The organism is Sulfurimonas indica (assembly GCF_009192995.1).
GTDB lineage: Bacteria > Campylobacterota > Campylobacteria > Campylobacterales > Sulfurimonadaceae > Sulfurimonas > Sulfurimonas indica.
Map to the genome: position 1 here is coordinate 26,249 of NZ_SDID01000010.1, position 14,165 is coordinate 40,413.

The 14,165-nt window shown below is 38.6% G+C and carries 16 protein-coding genes; 8 read left to right on the forward strand and 8 right to left on the reverse strand.

Annotation, left to right across the window (positions count from 1 at the left end; all coding sequences use genetic code 11):
- Position 1: 1 nt before the first annotated feature.
- Genes argJ through rpmB form a run of 3 tightly spaced genes read right to left on the reverse strand, consistent with a single transcriptional unit; the run spans position 2 to position 2,508 of the window.
- The gene (argJ, locus tag ES948_RS06550; RefSeq protein WP_152184153.1) at positions 2 to 1,180 is read right to left on the reverse strand and encodes a bifunctional glutamate N-acetyltransferase/amino-acid acetyltransferase ArgJ; all 1,179 of its coding nucleotides are present in this window, start codon (positions 1,178 to 1,180) and stop codon (positions 2 to 4) included.
- Positions 1,173 to 2,303, reverse strand: a complete 1,131-nt coding sequence (locus ES948_RS06555) for a potassium channel family protein (protein WP_188109473.1) — start codon at positions 2,301 to 2,303, stop codon at positions 1,173 to 1,175. Before ES948_RS06555 ends, argJ begins: the two co-directional genes overlap by 8 nt.
- Positions 2,304 to 2,319: 16 nt before the next feature.
- Positions 2,320 to 2,508 carry a 50S ribosomal protein L28 gene (gene rpmB, locus ES948_RS06560; RefSeq protein ID WP_013326380.1) on the reverse strand — a complete coding sequence of 63 codons (189 nt, stop codon included), beginning with the start codon at positions 2,506 to 2,508 and terminating at the stop codon, positions 2,320 to 2,322.
- 162 nt (positions 2,509 to 2,670) lie between these two features.
- Between rpmB and ES948_RS06565 the strand changes: the two genes are divergently transcribed.
- From ES948_RS06565 to ES948_RS06585, 5 genes are read left to right on the forward strand one after another with little or no spacing between them, the layout of a single operon-like run.
- Positions 2,671 to 3,468, forward strand: coding sequence for an HDOD domain-containing protein (locus tag ES948_RS06565; RefSeq protein WP_152184154.1), 798 nt, complete (start codon positions 2,671 to 2,673; stop codon positions 3,466 to 3,468).
- Positions 3,465 to 4,859, forward strand: coding sequence for a chemotaxis protein CheX (locus ES948_RS06570; protein WP_152184155.1), 1,395 nt, complete (start codon positions 3,465 to 3,467; stop codon positions 4,857 to 4,859). Before ES948_RS06565 ends, ES948_RS06570 begins: the two co-directional genes overlap by 4 nt.
- Before the next feature lie 48 nt (positions 4,860 to 4,907).
- Positions 4,908 to 5,549, forward strand: coding sequence for a ribulose-phosphate 3-epimerase (gene rpe, locus ES948_RS06575; RefSeq protein ID WP_152184167.1), 642 nt, complete (start codon positions 4,908 to 4,910; stop codon positions 5,547 to 5,549).
- Positions 5,549 to 6,136 carry a phosphoribosylanthranilate isomerase gene (locus tag ES948_RS06580; RefSeq protein ID WP_152184156.1) on the forward strand — a complete coding sequence of 196 codons (588 nt, stop codon included), beginning with the start codon at positions 5,549 to 5,551 and terminating at the stop codon, positions 6,134 to 6,136. Before rpe ends, ES948_RS06580 begins: the two co-directional genes overlap by 1 nt.
- Positions 6,123 to 6,920 (forward strand): 3'-5' exonuclease, encoded by a 798-nt coding sequence (locus ES948_RS06585; protein WP_152184157.1) that lies wholly within the window; start codon positions 6,123 to 6,125, stop codon positions 6,918 to 6,920. The genes ES948_RS06580 and ES948_RS06585 overlap by 14 nt, the downstream gene beginning before the upstream one ends.
- 1 nt (position 6,921) lies before the next feature.
- On the opposite strand, the gene accA is transcribed toward ES948_RS06585, so the two are convergent.
- The 5 genes from accA to gpmI all read right to left on the reverse strand — a co-directional run bounded on the left by accA (position 6,922) and on the right by gpmI (position 11,781).
- Positions 6,922 to 7,878 (reverse strand): acetyl-CoA carboxylase carboxyl transferase subunit alpha, encoded by a 957-nt coding sequence (accA, locus tag ES948_RS06590; protein WP_152184158.1) that lies wholly within the window; start codon positions 7,876 to 7,878, stop codon positions 6,922 to 6,924.
- Positions 7,879 to 7,890: 12 nt separating this feature from the next.
- Positions 7,891 to 9,108: a beta-ketoacyl-ACP synthase II gene (locus ES948_RS06595; RefSeq protein WP_152184159.1), complete on the reverse strand. Its 1,218-nt coding sequence runs from the start codon at positions 9,106 to 9,108 to the stop codon at positions 7,891 to 7,893.
- A gap of 107 nt (positions 9,109 to 9,215) precedes the next feature.
- Positions 9,216 to 9,443, reverse strand: coding sequence for an acyl carrier protein (gene acpP, locus ES948_RS06600; protein ID WP_152184160.1), 228 nt, complete (start codon positions 9,441 to 9,443; stop codon positions 9,216 to 9,218).
- 89 nt (positions 9,444 to 9,532) lie between these two features.
- Positions 9,533 to 10,279 (reverse strand): 3-oxoacyl-ACP reductase FabG, encoded by a 747-nt coding sequence (fabG, locus tag ES948_RS06605; protein WP_152184161.1) that lies wholly within the window; start codon positions 10,277 to 10,279, stop codon positions 9,533 to 9,535.
- A gap of 26 nt (positions 10,280 to 10,305) precedes the next feature.
- On the reverse strand, positions 10,306 to 11,781 hold the full coding sequence (gene gpmI, locus ES948_RS06610) for a 2,3-bisphosphoglycerate-independent phosphoglycerate mutase (RefSeq protein ID WP_152184162.1): 1,476 nt from the start codon (positions 11,779 to 11,781) through the stop codon (positions 10,306 to 10,308).
- Positions 11,782 to 11,863: 82 nt separating this feature from the next.
- Between gpmI and mraY the strand changes: the two genes are divergently transcribed.
- The 3 genes from mraY to ES948_RS06625 are packed head-to-tail and all read left to right on the forward strand — an operon-like array spanning position 11,864 to position 14,072.
- On the forward strand, positions 11,864 to 12,925 hold the full coding sequence (gene mraY, locus ES948_RS06615; protein ID WP_152184163.1) for a phospho-N-acetylmuramoyl-pentapeptide-transferase: 1,062 nt from the start codon (positions 11,864 to 11,866) through the stop codon (positions 12,923 to 12,925).
- Positions 12,925 to 13,485, forward strand: a complete 561-nt coding sequence (gene purN / locus ES948_RS06620; protein ID WP_343029873.1) for a phosphoribosylglycinamide formyltransferase — start codon at positions 12,925 to 12,927, stop codon at positions 13,483 to 13,485. Before mraY ends, purN begins: the two co-directional genes overlap by 1 nt.
- Positions 13,473 to 14,072, forward strand: coding sequence for a trimeric intracellular cation channel family protein (locus tag ES948_RS06625; RefSeq protein ID WP_152184164.1), 600 nt, complete (start codon positions 13,473 to 13,475; stop codon positions 14,070 to 14,072). The genes purN and ES948_RS06625 overlap by 13 nt, the downstream gene beginning before the upstream one ends.
- Positions 14,073 to 14,165: the final 93 nt, after the last annotated feature.

Sequence of the window (14,165 nt, forward strand, 5' to 3'; positions counted from 1 at the left end):
TCTATGTTCTGTAATCTGCATTGATCTCCACATATTTATAACCTAAATCACATCCATAGGCTTCAAAACTACCATCTGCGATACCTAAATCACAAGAAATCGTAAAAGCATCTTTTTTCATAACTGCAGCTGCCTTTGCTTCCATAGCTGCATCAAAAAAGAGCTCACCTTTTTTATAGACACATACATCATCAAATGAGATGCTTAAACTCTCTTCACAAGCTTCTGCCCCACTAGCTCCTACTGTTGAAGCGATACGCCCCCAGTTAGGGTCTTCGCCGTAAAGAGCTGTCTTTACAAGCAGAGAGTTAGAGAGTGCTTTTGCAACAATCTCTGCTTCTTGATCATCTTTTGCCCCTGTCACATTGTAAGTTACAAGTTTAGTAGCACCCTCACCATCACGCACCATCTCACGTGCTAAGAATTTCATGATATTGTGTAGTGCCTCTTCAAAAGCTTTGGCATGATATGTATCAGACTTACCGTTACTCAGAAGCATTACCGTATCATTTGTAGAGGTATCACCGTCAACACTTGCTGCATTAAATGTAGTCACTGTAACTTTGTCTAAAATTGCCTGCATCTCCGTACTTGAGACCTTTGCATCTGTAGTAATAAAGCAGAGCATAGTAGCCATAGCAGGGTTGATCATCCCCGCACCTTTTGCCATAGCACCTATGTGAAAACTGCTTCCATCTTCAAGTTCCACCCTGTAGGCTTTTTCTTTTGAGAAGCTGTCCGTTGTCATTATTGCCTGTGCCGCTGCGTGAGGCTCACATTTACTGAGATCAAAAAGTTTAGCCCCATTGATGATCTTTTCTTTTGGCAGACGTACACCGATAACTCCCGTTGAACTCATTATAGGATTGTTCACGCAAGATGGCAGTGTTGCAAGGATATCATCAATATCACTCACCCCTGCTTCACCTGTCATCGCATTGGCATTTTTAGAGTTAATCAGTACAAAGTTTGTCTGAAACTCCCCTTTTGCTTTAAAATGTTTAATCGGAGCTGCCGCCATTTTGTTTGTCGTAAAAACTGATGCAATTTCACACAGAGTTTCAGAATAGACAAATGCCATATCTTTTGCACCATTAGGTTTGAGTCCGGCACTTATACCATCAGCAAAAAAACCTTCAGCGGCACAAACACCGCTTTTTAATTCTACTAACTTATACAAATTTCAACTCCTTCGGTTTTACCCTTTTTCTTAAAAGGTCTTTTGTTATTTTTATACCATCTTGCGTACCGATAACAAGGAGTTTTGATTCACTTGTAACTAGGGTATCACCCTTTGGCATACTTAAAAATTTCCCATCTTTTTTTCTTATACCTACAACAGAGGTATTTGCAATCTCACGGATATGTGTCTCTTTGAGTTTTTTCAGCACTGCCCATGAATAACGCGGTACTTCAATCTCCTGCATATCAAGTGGGTTATCACTTTTGTATAAAAACTCTTCAAGCAGATTTTCCATATCTGGTCGTGCTGCCATAGCACTCACACGCTGTGCTGTCAGTTTTGTTGGGCTCACAACTGTGTCAGCTCCTAATTTTTTGAGCTTTTCAACATCACTCATACTCTCTGCGGCAGAGATGACATAATAAGGACGCGGAAGAAAATGCTCTTTTTCAAAAAGCCTTACAGAAGCAATCAGGGCAATATTATCAGCGATTGAATCTGAAAGTGTTATCAGACCTTTTGCAGAAGAGAGATGTGCTTTTAACATTGCAAGCTCTGCGTGAGGTTCTGCTTGCAAATATTGCGGGTATTTGTATTTAGCTGCCCACTCATGTATCTCTTCTCTTGGGTCAATGACCACAAAAGGTATATGATTCTTACGAAGTTGTTTTGTTACCTCAATCGTATAGTCATTATGGTAACAGACAACAAAGTGTTTTTTGAGCCTTGCGATTTTATATAACATTCTTCGCTCCTTAAGTATGGTAACAATATGCCCTTTATTTATCTCTGCAACTAAAATACCTATAGCACTTGAAAAAACTGCAAATCCGGCAATGATTAAATTAATCGTAAAAATTCTACCCTCTTCTGAAATAGGAGCAATCTCTCCAAATCCAACAGTAGTAAAGGTAATAGCAGTTTGGTATATTGCATCAATTATTGGAAAATCATCTATAAGTACATAACCTATAGTTCCAACAAGCATAACAAATACAGTAAGTATCAGGGGTAAGCGGAAAGCTTTAAGATGGGGGTAAACTTCTGGAAGAAGTTTTTTATCTGGTTTGGGAGCAATCTCCCAATTTAGGAATTTACGAATCCTTTCTAAAAGATTCAAAACAAATTCCTAAAGTTTACGAATTTTTCTTAAGTGTGCGTAATTCTCTTGCAGAAATCTTAATTTTTTTCGTTGTACCATCTTCTAATGTGATACGCACTGTTCTTAGGTTTAATAAAAAACGACGCTTTGTTCTGTTTTTTGCATGAGAAACATTGTTCCCACTCATAGGGCCTTTGCCGCTAATAGCACATCTTCTTGCCATTTGAGTATCCTTGAATGATATTTTAAAGTTGCGAATTGTACCAAATCAAAGCAAAACTTCAACTTAAGCCAAAACTATTTTGATGAGAAGCAACTCTTTTAGAATTCTTTTATCTAATTGTAGCTAAAATATACAATATTTCACAAAGAAGAGTAAACCATTTTGATTACCAAAGAAAAAATTGATGCATTTATAGAGAAGATTCCTCCCTCTCCACAGGCTCTGCGCAAAACAATCCTTGCCTTAAATGCAGGAGATTTAACAAAGGCTGCAGAAGCTGCGAAAGAAGATAAAGCACTCAGCCACTATCTTAAAGAGCTCGTTAACAAACCCATCTACGGATTTAGAAATGAAGTCAGTGATGTCTCTCAGATCTTTGGAATACTTGGAGTATCACAATCACAGCAAGCAGTTTACAACTATATGCTCACACTGCTTTCACCTGCGAAATGGAAGCTTTTTAAACTCAATAGAAACTCTTTTAGTGATCTCCAAGCCGAACTCTCAATCCAATGGCAAAAAATATTAAAACATCTTCATATTGAAGATAAAGAGATTGAGAGTGCCATCGCCTTGCTTCCTGCGAGTATTATTGTCTCTGAAGCACTCTTTTGCGAGAAGATTGATGATGTAGAGCTACTGCGCTCAGTGAACAATATCGACCTCAATACAATTCTAAAAAGACTCTGCGGTATGGATTTGTTCGATATCTGTGAACGCATTGCACAAAAATGGGAAATGGATGAAAAGATTGCAAATATCATTCAAGCTGCAAGTGGGATTAAGCCATCAGATGATGAGAAAATAGATCTACTCGGTAAATGGATGCATCTCCTTCTCTTTTTTACGCTTTCAAAGCCTCAGTTTATTGATGCAGGACTGAATGATTTTATCGATTTTCAAATAGAATATGTTTCAGATATCTATGATGAATTCGCAACACTAATGGAGATAACATGAGAGCAACTGTAAAAGATGGTGTTGGTACTTTTCATCCCCAAGGTTTTTTAGATGGCAACGCAAGTGCTTCACTACTGAGTATAGAAGATATCGAAGCGACACTCAAACTTAATGCTGATATGATTTTAGTCTCACTCAAAAACGTCATCTTCTTTAACCGAAACGGACTTGATGCCTTTGTAAAACTTTTTCAAAAAGTACGTTCTGCAAACCATATAATCGTCGGATTCTGTGATTATGATACAAAGAAATACCAGACTATTATGAAGTTTTACAAAGATGAACTGATGTTTTCACTCTTTAAGACACAAGAGATTGCTACGCTCTTTGCCTCAAGTTTTAAAAATCAAAGTAAAAATGTTTTGCTCTACAGCGATGACAAATCCCAACGTGCTGCCATGGCAATAGAGTTGCATGACAACGGTCACAACCCAATAGTCGCTCAGACAAAAAAAGAGTTTGATGAAAAGGCAAAAGCAGAGAATGCCTATGATGTCATCATAGATGATACCTTTTTAGGACAGATGGGACAAAAAGTCGCTACCCGGGTTACCGGCAATGCAATCATCTATACCGTATCTTCTTTTTTAGATGCGGAAATAGGCAATACTTTTAATATTGCCTATCATAATAATTCGCTCAATGTCGGTTTTCGCCTTTTTATCTTCGATGCCTATAAAGTTGTCAGTATGAATGTCCATGCACTCAATTTTTTCTCCAAACTCGCTTCTGCGGCAGCTGAGTATAATGCAACCATCTGTTTTGTAGGTATGACTTTTGAGAAAACTCCCCTCTCTTTTAAAGAGACTCTCGAAGATTCGGGAATTATGTTTTTTGAACAGATGGATGATATTTTGGGCGATAAAGAGCTGCTAGAAGAGTTAGGCGCAAGCTCTGCTACTGCCATTAAAAGCAAACGGGCCTTAAATAAAGAAATAGTAACAGAGATTCCAAACTTTATCGATGCTACTGTTGCAACCATTGAGATGATGACAAACTCTAAAGCACTCAAAGAGGCTGTCAAAATCGATAAGCTTGAGATTACCGACAGAGAGAACAAAATTGCAAGCTCCATTGGTTTTTATGGAGATATTGACGGTATGGTCATTCTTGTGTTTCCAGATGGTATCGCGAAAAAAGCATGTGAGTTGCTCATCGGTGAGGATACAGATGATAAAGAGCTCATTTTAGACACTTTAGCTGAGCTTGTAAACATTGTTGGAGGAAAAGTAAAAACACTTCTTAACGATGAAAGTATCAGTGTAGATATTACCCTTCCTCGTACCTACCCTAATGTTGAGAGTCTTTTAGAGATTGCACAGGATAAAAAAGGTGTCCAGGTTGATCTCAATTTTAACAATGATAACTTTTTATTCTTCTTAACTAGATAAAAGTAAGTTCAGTATATAATTCCTTAATAATTTTGAAGGATAAAAATGATTCAAGTAGCTCCTAGTATTTTATCTGCTGATTTTGGGAATCTTGCACGTGATGTCAAAGAGATTTGTGAGGGAGGCTGTGACCTGGTTCATGTCGATGTCATGGATGGACATTTTGTACCAAACCTGACAATCGGTCCTGTCGTAGTCTCTGCTGTTGCAAAAGCTGCCACAAAACCTCTTGACATTCACCTGATGGTTGAGAACAATACATTTTTTGTTGAACTTTTTGCTCCACTTAAACCTGAATATATCTCTTTTCATATAGAAGAAGAGAAACATCCGCACAGACTTATCCAAAAAATCCGCTCTTACGGAATCAAGCCTGCTATCGTTTTAAATCCAAACTCAATTCCTGAAGAGTTGGAGTATATCTTAGCTGACTTGGATATGGTTCTGCTGATGAGTGTAAACCCGGGTTTTGGCGGACAAAGCTTTATCGATTCTGTCATACCAAAGGCAAAGAAACTTGATGCTATGCGAAAAAGACTCAATCCAAACTGTCTTATAGAAGTCGATGGTGGGGTAAGTGATAAAAACATTCAATCTTTAAAAGATGCCGGTGTCGATGTTGTTGTAGCGGGAAGCTATGTATTTAAACATCAAGACCGTGCCCAAGCTATAAAGAGTCTGCAAATCTAATGCGTACAAAAATCTGTGGTATTACAAATTATGAAGATGCAATGACAGCCATAGAGGCTGGTGCAGATGCACTTGGTTTTGTTTTTTATGAAAAATCCCCCCGTTATATCTCCCCAGAAAATGCAGCAGAGATCATCAAGCAACTACCTCCTTTTGTAGAGAAAGTAGCACTCTTCGTCAATCTTGATGCACCAACGATTGATACTATCTGCAAAACTGCAGGTGCTACACTCGCACAGATTCATTTTGAAGCAGATAATAATCTCTATGCATCTTTGCAAACACCGCATATAAAAGTTGTCCGTGCAAAATCAAAAGAAGATATTTTGCTCTATAGTGATGAATACAGACTAGTTGATGCTTACTGTGAAGCTTATGGCGGTGCAGGAAAACGTATCAATACAGAATGGTTTGAAGGTATAGACTGCTCAAAGATCATTCTTGCAGGTGGACTCTCACCTGATAATGTGGCATCGGTGAAAAAATTTGGCTTTTACGGTGTTGATGTCAGTAGTGGTGTAGAACTGTCTCACGGGAAAAAAAATGCACAAAAAGTAAAGGATTTTATCGTTCATGCTAAGTCATAACATCACTCTTGATGCAAAAAGTATCTCCCGGCTCTCCTCACGTGGACTCTCTCTTAAAATACTCAAAGACCAACTAGAACATGAACTAGAACTCTCACTTGAGCTTTGGCGTGCTCAAGGTCTTAATGTTGTTAAGCATCAAGGATATTATTACTTTGATACGGCATTCATTCCTATTGAAGAGGCAGAGTTTTGCATCGTCGATATTGAAACAAATGGCTCAAAAATAGAAAAACACCAGATTATAGAACTTGCCGCTGTCAAAGTAAGAGATGGTAAGATAATTGACAGATTTGAATCTCTCGTATATACGAAAGAGATAAACCCTCACATAACAGAGATAACAGGAATAAAAGCCGAAGATACAAAAGATGCTCCCCAGTTAAAAGAGGTACTTAAAGCATTTAGACTCTTTTTGGGCAATGCTATCTTTGTCGCGCATGATGTAAAATTTGATTATATGTTCATCTCAAAAAGTATGGAAAAAATCGGACTCGAACCACTACTAAACAGAAGTCTTTGCTCGCTTGCATTTGCCGAGAGAACAATAGTCTCCTACAGATATGCGCTCTCTTATTTAAATGATGCACTCAAACTCAATCCAAACGCACAGCACCATCGTGCTATGAGCGATGTTTTAACAACATACGGACTCTTTTTACTGTCACTGCAAAATTTAGATGAAAATGTAAAAACAGTAGAAGATTTAATTCGATTTTCAAAAGAGGCCAAAAGACTGAAGCGTCCTAAGTTTGATCCTCTTTTAGAGGAAAAAGAAGCCTAAACTACGTTTCTGGAAGTGTTTCTAGTTCAGCAAAAGCACCTGGTGCTGTAAGTTTGGCATAACGTGCTGCCATTCTCTCTTCTTCGCTCATAGCTTTTAATTTTCCTACTTCTTCTAGGAAATAATCAGCGATGGCAGAAGCGGCCGCTTCTTTCTCACGATGTGCACCGATTAACGGCTCATTGATAATATCATCGATAAGATTCAAATCTTTCAAGTCTTGTGATGTAATTTTGAGTGCATTTGTAGCAGTTTCGACTTTTTTCGGGTCATTCCATAAGATTGCCGCACAACCCTCAGGTGAAATAACAGAAAATACTGAATAACGCATCATTGCAAATCTGTCAGCAACACCGATAGCAAGTGCACCACCAGAACCACCTTCACCGATTACTATTGAGATAGTAGGAGTTTTGAGCTCAGCTAACTCTAAAAGGTTTCTTGCAATTGCTTCTGATTGGTTTCTCTCTTCTGCACCGATTCCTGGATATGCACCCGGAGTGTCAATCAGCATCAAAAGTGGAAGATTAAACTTCTCGGCAAGTTTTGCTGCACGAAGTGCTTTACGGTATCCTTCAGGGTGCGGCATACCAAAGTTACGTTTTAACTTATTTTTTGTTCCACGCCCTTTTTGCTCACCGATTACCACGACTTTTTCATCACCGATGTAACCCATATAGCAGATAATCGCAGCATCATCACGGAAGTGTCTGTCTCCATGGATCTCATACTTATCTCTCATTATAAGATTAATATAATCAAGTGCATAAGGACGGTCAAGGTGACGTGCAAGCTGTAGTTTTTGAAAGTCAGAAAGATTTTTGTAAATCTTTTCAACCTCTTTATCTAGTTTCTTTTTTAACTCTTCAACAGCCGCATAATCATGACGTACCTGTGCAGAGATGATATCTTCTTGAATAAATTTAATCTTATATTCAAAGTCTAAGTATGTAGCCAAATCAAATCCTTCTTAGATTTTTTTGAAAATAAGAACGCCGTTAGTTCCACCAAAACCAAATGAGTTAGACATAACTACATTTAAGTCAGCTTTTCTTGCACCTTCTGTAACATAGTCAAGATCACAGTTTTCATCAGGAGTCTCATAGTTGATCGTTGGAGGGATGAGACCGTCTCTCATAGCCATCAGACATGTAACAGCCTCAATACCACCTGCAGCACCAAGACAGTGACCAATCTGTCCTTTGATAGAACTCATTGGAGGGCAGTTCTCTTTGCCACCAAGTAGCTCTTTTACTGCCAATGTTTCGTTCTTATCATTGATAGGTGTTGAAGTACCGTGTGCATTTACATAGTCAATCTTTGGTTCACCAGCCATTTTGTATGCTGCTTTCATAGCACGTGCAGGACCATCAAGACTTGGAGTAGTAATGTGATTTGCATCACCACTTTCACCAAAACCGATAATCTCACCATAGATCTTAGCACCACGTGCCACTGCATCATCATATGCTTCAAGAACAAGTGCTGCTGCACCCTCACCCATAACAAAACCGTCACGACCTGCATCAAATGGACGAGATGCATGTTTTGGGTCATCATTTCTAGTAGAGAGTGCTTTCATAGCAGCAAATCCACCAACACCAACACCAGTAACTGCAGACTCAGCAGAAACAACAAGCATCTTGTCAGCACCACCACACATAATTGTTTTACATGCTTCACTTACAGCATGCGTTCCTGCAGCACAAGCAGTAACAGACGATAAGTTCGGTCCTTTTGTTCCATGCTCAATAGAAACAAATCCTCCAAGCATATTCACAAGTGCACCAGGGATAAAGAACGGAGAAATTCTTCTTGGTCCGCGAGAATCTAAAATGATAGAGTTTTTCTCGATTGATGGAAGCCCACCAATACCACTCCCTGCAGAGATACCAAATCTCTCCATATCTGTATCTTCTGGAAGTGCTGCATCTTCCATAGCTTCTTGAGCAGCTTTAAGACCTAAGTGAATAAATCTGTCCGCTTTTTTCACCTCTTTTGCCGGCATTACAGTTGCTGGGTCAAAATCTTTCACCTCACCTGCAATCTTCACACTAAATGCTTCCGGGTCAAAAAGAGTAATAGTGTCAATTCCACACTCGCCTTCACATATCGCTTTAAATGCACTCTCTTTGTCATTTCCTACAGAATTTATCATACCAAGGCCAGTTACTACTACTCTTCTCATTTAAATATTCTCCATAAATAAAATACTTTTAAAAATTAATTAACCAAATTAACTACTAAAAATATTTACTTCCAAGAAGCAGAACTCCTTGGGTAAGTAAACTACGACTATTTGCTTTCTATATAGTTAACAACGTCTTGAACTGTTTGAATCTTTTCAGCTTCATCATCAGGAATTTCGATATCGAATTTTTCTTCAAGAGCCATTACTAATTCTACAACATCAAGGCTATCTGCACCTAAATCTTCTACAAATTTTGAATCTTCTTTTACCTCATCTGGGCTCACGCTTAGTTGTTCAACTACTACTTCTTTAATATCGTCTAAAAGTGCCATTATAGCTCCTGTCTTTAAGTTTAAAATCCCGTAATTATAGCATAAATATCTTAATCAATTTGGAAACAAGCCAAAATAAATCAAGAAAATTACGCCATATTCATCCCACCATTTACTTTTAAAGTCTCTCCTGTGATGTAAGAAGCACTGTCTGAAAGTAGAAATGCCGTTGCTTCAGCAACCTCTGCTGGGTTACCAAAACGATTCATTGGAATCTTGTCCGTAAAACTTTTCTTTACCTCATCACTAAGCACTTCTGTCATCTCTGTTGCAATAAATCCGGGAGTAACTGTGTTGTATCTGATACCACTTGTTGCTGCTTCAATCGCGAATGATTTACTCATCGCAATCACTCCACCTTTACTTGCCGCATAGTTTGTCTGACCACCATTTCCTGTTTCACCAACAATCGAAGCGATATTAACTACTGAGCCAAATTTCTTTTTACGTGCAGCCTTAAAAAATTCACGACAACCGATAAATACTGATGTCAGATTTGCGTTAATTACAGACATGAAATCTTCTGTCTTCATACGAAGCGCAAGCTTATCGTTTGTGATGCCGGCATTGTTTACAAGATAGCTAAGCTCACCGTCAGAATCAATGATAGTTTTAATCGCATCGATAAATGCTGCCTCATCACTCACATCAAAACCGATAACTGCTGCCTCACCGCCTGCAGCTTCAATAGCCTCTTTTACAGCATCTGCTTCTGCTGCACCACTACGATAGTTAATCCAAACTTTCAGACCATAACCTGCTAAAACCTTTGCAATCTCTGCACCGATACCACGACTTGAACCTGTTACTAAAACATTTTTACCTGAGAATTTCATATTCTGTATTTTCCTTTTTATTAAAATTAGACTAAAGAGTGATCCATCTCTGCTGGAATCTCTAAATTCATAAGTTTTAAGACTGTCGGTGCAATGTTATTAAGCCCACCGTTATCAACTTTCTCTACACCATCTGCATCAACGAAACACCATACTTTTCCAACTGTATGGTTTGTAAGAACATTGCCTGCATCATCTTTCATCTCTTCACAGTTTCCATGATCACTTGTAAGAACAAAAGAATACTCATTCTCTTTTGCTTTGCTCCAGATTTTTCCCAACTGCTCATCAACTGCCTCAACAGCTTTTTTCGCTGCTTCAAAATCTCCTGTATGACCTACCATGTCGCCATTTGCAAAGTTCACTACGATAAAGTCATACCCTTCATCCATAGCCTTCAGCACTGCTTCACCTACCTCGTGCGCACTCATTTCCGGTTTCATATCGTAAGTTTTTACATCCGGTGAAGGAATAAGCACACGCGTCTCATTGGCGTACGGTTCATCAATACCACCATTTAAAAAGAATGTCACATGCGCATACTTTTCCGTCTCCGCAGTATGAAGCTGTCTAAGTCCTGCATTAGAGATCACCTCTGCAAGAGTATTTTTTGGTGGCTCTTTTTTAAATAAAACAGGATAATTAAAGCTCTTATCATACTCTGTTATCGTTGCAAGATGCACTTTGATAGGTTTATGTTCAAACTCTGCAAAATTCTCACCTGCCAAAGCTGTCACCATCTCACGCATACGATCACTTCTAAAGTTGATCGTAAGTACCGCATCTCCATCTTGCATGCCTTCATAATCTTCAAATGCAGTTGGTTCTACAAACTCATCTGTCTCGCCCTGTGCATAAGAGTGACCGATGTAAGCTTCAGGACTCATTGAAGTCTTTGGCTCAGCATTTACGATTGCATCATATCCGCGTTTGATTCTCTCCCAGCGGTTATCTCTGTCCATTGCATAAAAACGTCCTGCTATTGTTGCGATAGTCACATTTTCATTCAAGTGCTCTTGTACTTTTTCTATATACTTTTGTGCAGATGTAGGAGAGACATCACGACCGTCAGTGATAAGATGTAAAAAAACTTTTTTGTCGTTTTTTGCCGCGATATCCGCTAAACCCATAAAATGGTCTATGTGCGAATGTACACCACCGTCACTTAAAAGTCCGATAAGATGAATTCTATCTGATCTACCAAAAAGATCTTGGAGTACTTCATTGGACTCTAACGTTCCCTCTTGGAGTGCCAAAGATATCTTTACCAAATCCTGATACAAAACACGTCCGCTTCCTATACTCATATGTCCTACTTCAGAGTTCCCCATCTGTCCTTCTGGAAGTCCAACGCTCAAACCAAAAGTATCGATTAGAGAGTGAGGTACCTGACTAAAGAGTTTATCATATGTAGGTTTGTTTGCATTATAAAAGGCATTATGCTCTGTGTTAGCACAAAAACCTATCCCGTCTGTGATGACCAATATCGCTTTTTTACTCAATACAACTATCCTGTTCATTAATAATTCGTTTGCGGATTATACTATAATGTCACTTTGATTTTACAAATGAATAGGAAATATATTGCTATATTGGTTACATGATTTTTTAGATATTAACATTTTGGGATACATCACTATCCGAGCCGGTGTTGCATTTTTTATCGCACTCTGTCTTACACTTTTTTTACTCCCTCGTTTTATAAAATGGGCACAAAGAACTTCCAGTGTACAACCTATCAATGACTGGGCACCCGAACGTCATCAAGAGAAGCACTCGACCCCTACAATGGGTGGTATCGTTTTCATAGGTGCGACTATATTTGCGTCTCTCTTATCGATACGCTGGGACAATGCTTATGCACAAGCAGGAATCCTTACTCTGTTTCTGTTTTCACTGATTGGTTTTTATGATGACTTTGCAAAGATAAAAAAAAGTGAAAACCTGGCAGGATTTAAAGCAAGAACAAAACTTTTTTTACAAATTCTCTCAGCCTTTGCAGTAGCAGCTTTTTTATGTCTCTTTGCAGACTTTAATACAGATCTCTACATTCCATTTCTAAAAAACCCTGTTATGGATATGGGTGTTTTTGCCATCTTACTATGGGTTTTGGTCATCATTGCAACATCAAATGCGGTTAACCTGACAGACGGACTTGATGGTCTTGCAACGGTACCTTCCATTGTTGCACTGACAACATTTAGCATTATCATTTACATCACGGGAAATATAAAAATCTCTTCTTACCTTTTAATGCCACACTTTCAAGTGAGTGAAGTTGCCATTATGGCCAGTGCACTCATCGGTGCACTTACAGGATTTCTCTGGTATAACTGCCATCCGGCAGAGGTCTTTATGGGTGATAGTGGCTCTTTGACAATCGGAGCATTTTTAGGCTATCTTGCCATCATCTCAAAAAGTGAGATTCTACTTTTTCTTATTGGTTCTATCTTTGTTATTGAAACGCTCTCCGTTATTTTACAGGTTGGAAGTTTTAAGCTCAGACAAAAAAGAGTCTTTTTAATGGCACCGATTCACCATCACTTTGAGATGAAAAACTGGGCAGAGAACAAAATCATTGTCCGTTTTTGGATTATTGCCATCCTATCAAATATCTTGGCACTTATAACACTCAAAATAAGATAATGAATCTCGCAGTTTTCGCCTCTCACAACGGTAGCGCCTTAGATGTTATCTACACTGCCATTGAAAAAGGAGAATTGCAGTTCAATCTAAAGCTTGTCATCTCAAATAACTCAGATGCAAAAGTACTTAAAAAAGCAAAAAACTACAATATAAAGCACACCGTTATCAATGCAAAACTTTTTGAAAGTCCGGACCTCGTAATCTTTGAACTTTTAAAACGTGAAAATATAGCGTGTGTCTTTCTTGCCGGTTATATGAAGAAACTCTCACTTCTCATTACAAGGAACTTCAAGGTTATCAACTCCCACCCTGCACTGCTACCAAAGTTTGGTGGAAACGGAATGTATGGACGCTTCGTTCATGAAGCAGTGATAAAAAATAAAGAAAAAGTAAGTGGCGTTACTATTCATGAGGTAAATGAGAACTATGATGAAGGCAAAATTATTTTACAGAAGTCTCTAGAGATCCACCCAAATGAGACTGTAGAGAAACTTGAAGAACGCATCAAAGAGCTTGAAAAAAGCACAATTCTTGAAGGTCTGCAGCAATGTTTGAACTAGCAGAATACATCGGTATCATCGCTTTTGCCATGAGTGGTTTTTTTGTGGCTGTACGCAATCATCTTGACCTGCTTGGTGTACTCATTGCTACTTTTTTAACGGCACTTGGCGGTGGAATACTGCGAGACATTACTGTAGACAAAATCCCTTTCACCTTTTCACACAACTACCCTGCCGTTATCGTTATCTCTGTTATGCTGCTTTTGATTGTTTTTAAGTTTCATAAACGTAACTCACTGGAGAACAAACCTCTTTTTATTTTAAGTGACTCCATAGGACTGGTCTCTTTTAGTATCTCCGGTGCACTAATCGCCATAGAAGCAAATTTTAATTTGACCGGTGTAATTGCCATGGGGTTTATCACTGCTGTTGGAGGAGGAATTGCCAGAGACGTCATCATCAATGAAGTACCTTTTGTTTTAAAAACCGGTTTTTATGGGACTGTTTCTATTTTTATCTCCATAAGTCTCTATTTTTTACATCTGCAAAATGCAATCTCTTTCATTGCTATCAGCACTATTTTCGTTCTTGCACTCACACTCAGACTCCTTGCCTATTATAAAAAGTGGTCTATTCCTCTACAATAATATAAGCTTACTTTCAGTACCAACGGGGTATAATTTCGCTCTTTTAAAGATGGCCTGTTAGCTCAGTCGGTAGAGCAAGTGACTGAAAATCAC

What these genes read in the sequence shown, in the direction of transcription:
- purN (WP_343029873.1), top strand. Translation starts at nt 12,925, where the DNA reads ATGAATCTCGCAGTTTTCGCCTCTCACAACGGTAGCGCCTTAGATGTT.
- rpmB (WP_013326380.1), bottom strand. Translation starts at nt 2,508, where the DNA reads ATGGCAAGAAGATGTGCTATTAGCGGCAAAGGCCCTATGAGTGGGAAC.
- ES948_RS06625 (WP_152184164.1), top strand. Translation starts at nt 13,473, where the DNA reads ATGTTTGAACTAGCAGAATACATCGGTATCATCGCTTTTGCCATGAGT.
- ES948_RS06595 (WP_152184159.1), bottom strand. Translation starts at nt 9,108, where the DNA reads ATGAGAAGAGTAGTAGTAACTGGCCTTGGTATGATAAATTCTGTAGGA.
- ES948_RS06585 (WP_152184157.1), top strand. Translation starts at nt 6,123, where the DNA reads ATGCTAAGTCATAACATCACTCTTGATGCAAAAAGTATCTCCCGGCTC.
- ES948_RS06570 (WP_152184155.1), top strand. Translation starts at nt 3,465, where the DNA reads ATGAGAGCAACTGTAAAAGATGGTGTTGGTACTTTTCATCCCCAAGGT.
- ES948_RS06580 (WP_152184156.1), top strand. Translation starts at nt 5,549, where the DNA reads ATGCGTACAAAAATCTGTGGTATTACAAATTATGAAGATGCAATGACA.
- fabG (WP_152184161.1), bottom strand. Translation starts at nt 10,279, where the DNA reads ATGAAATTCTCAGGTAAAAATGTTTTAGTAACAGGTTCAAGTCGTGGT.
- acpP (WP_152184160.1), bottom strand. Translation starts at nt 9,443, where the DNA reads ATGGCACTTTTAGACGATATTAAAGAAGTAGTAGTTGAACAACTAAGC.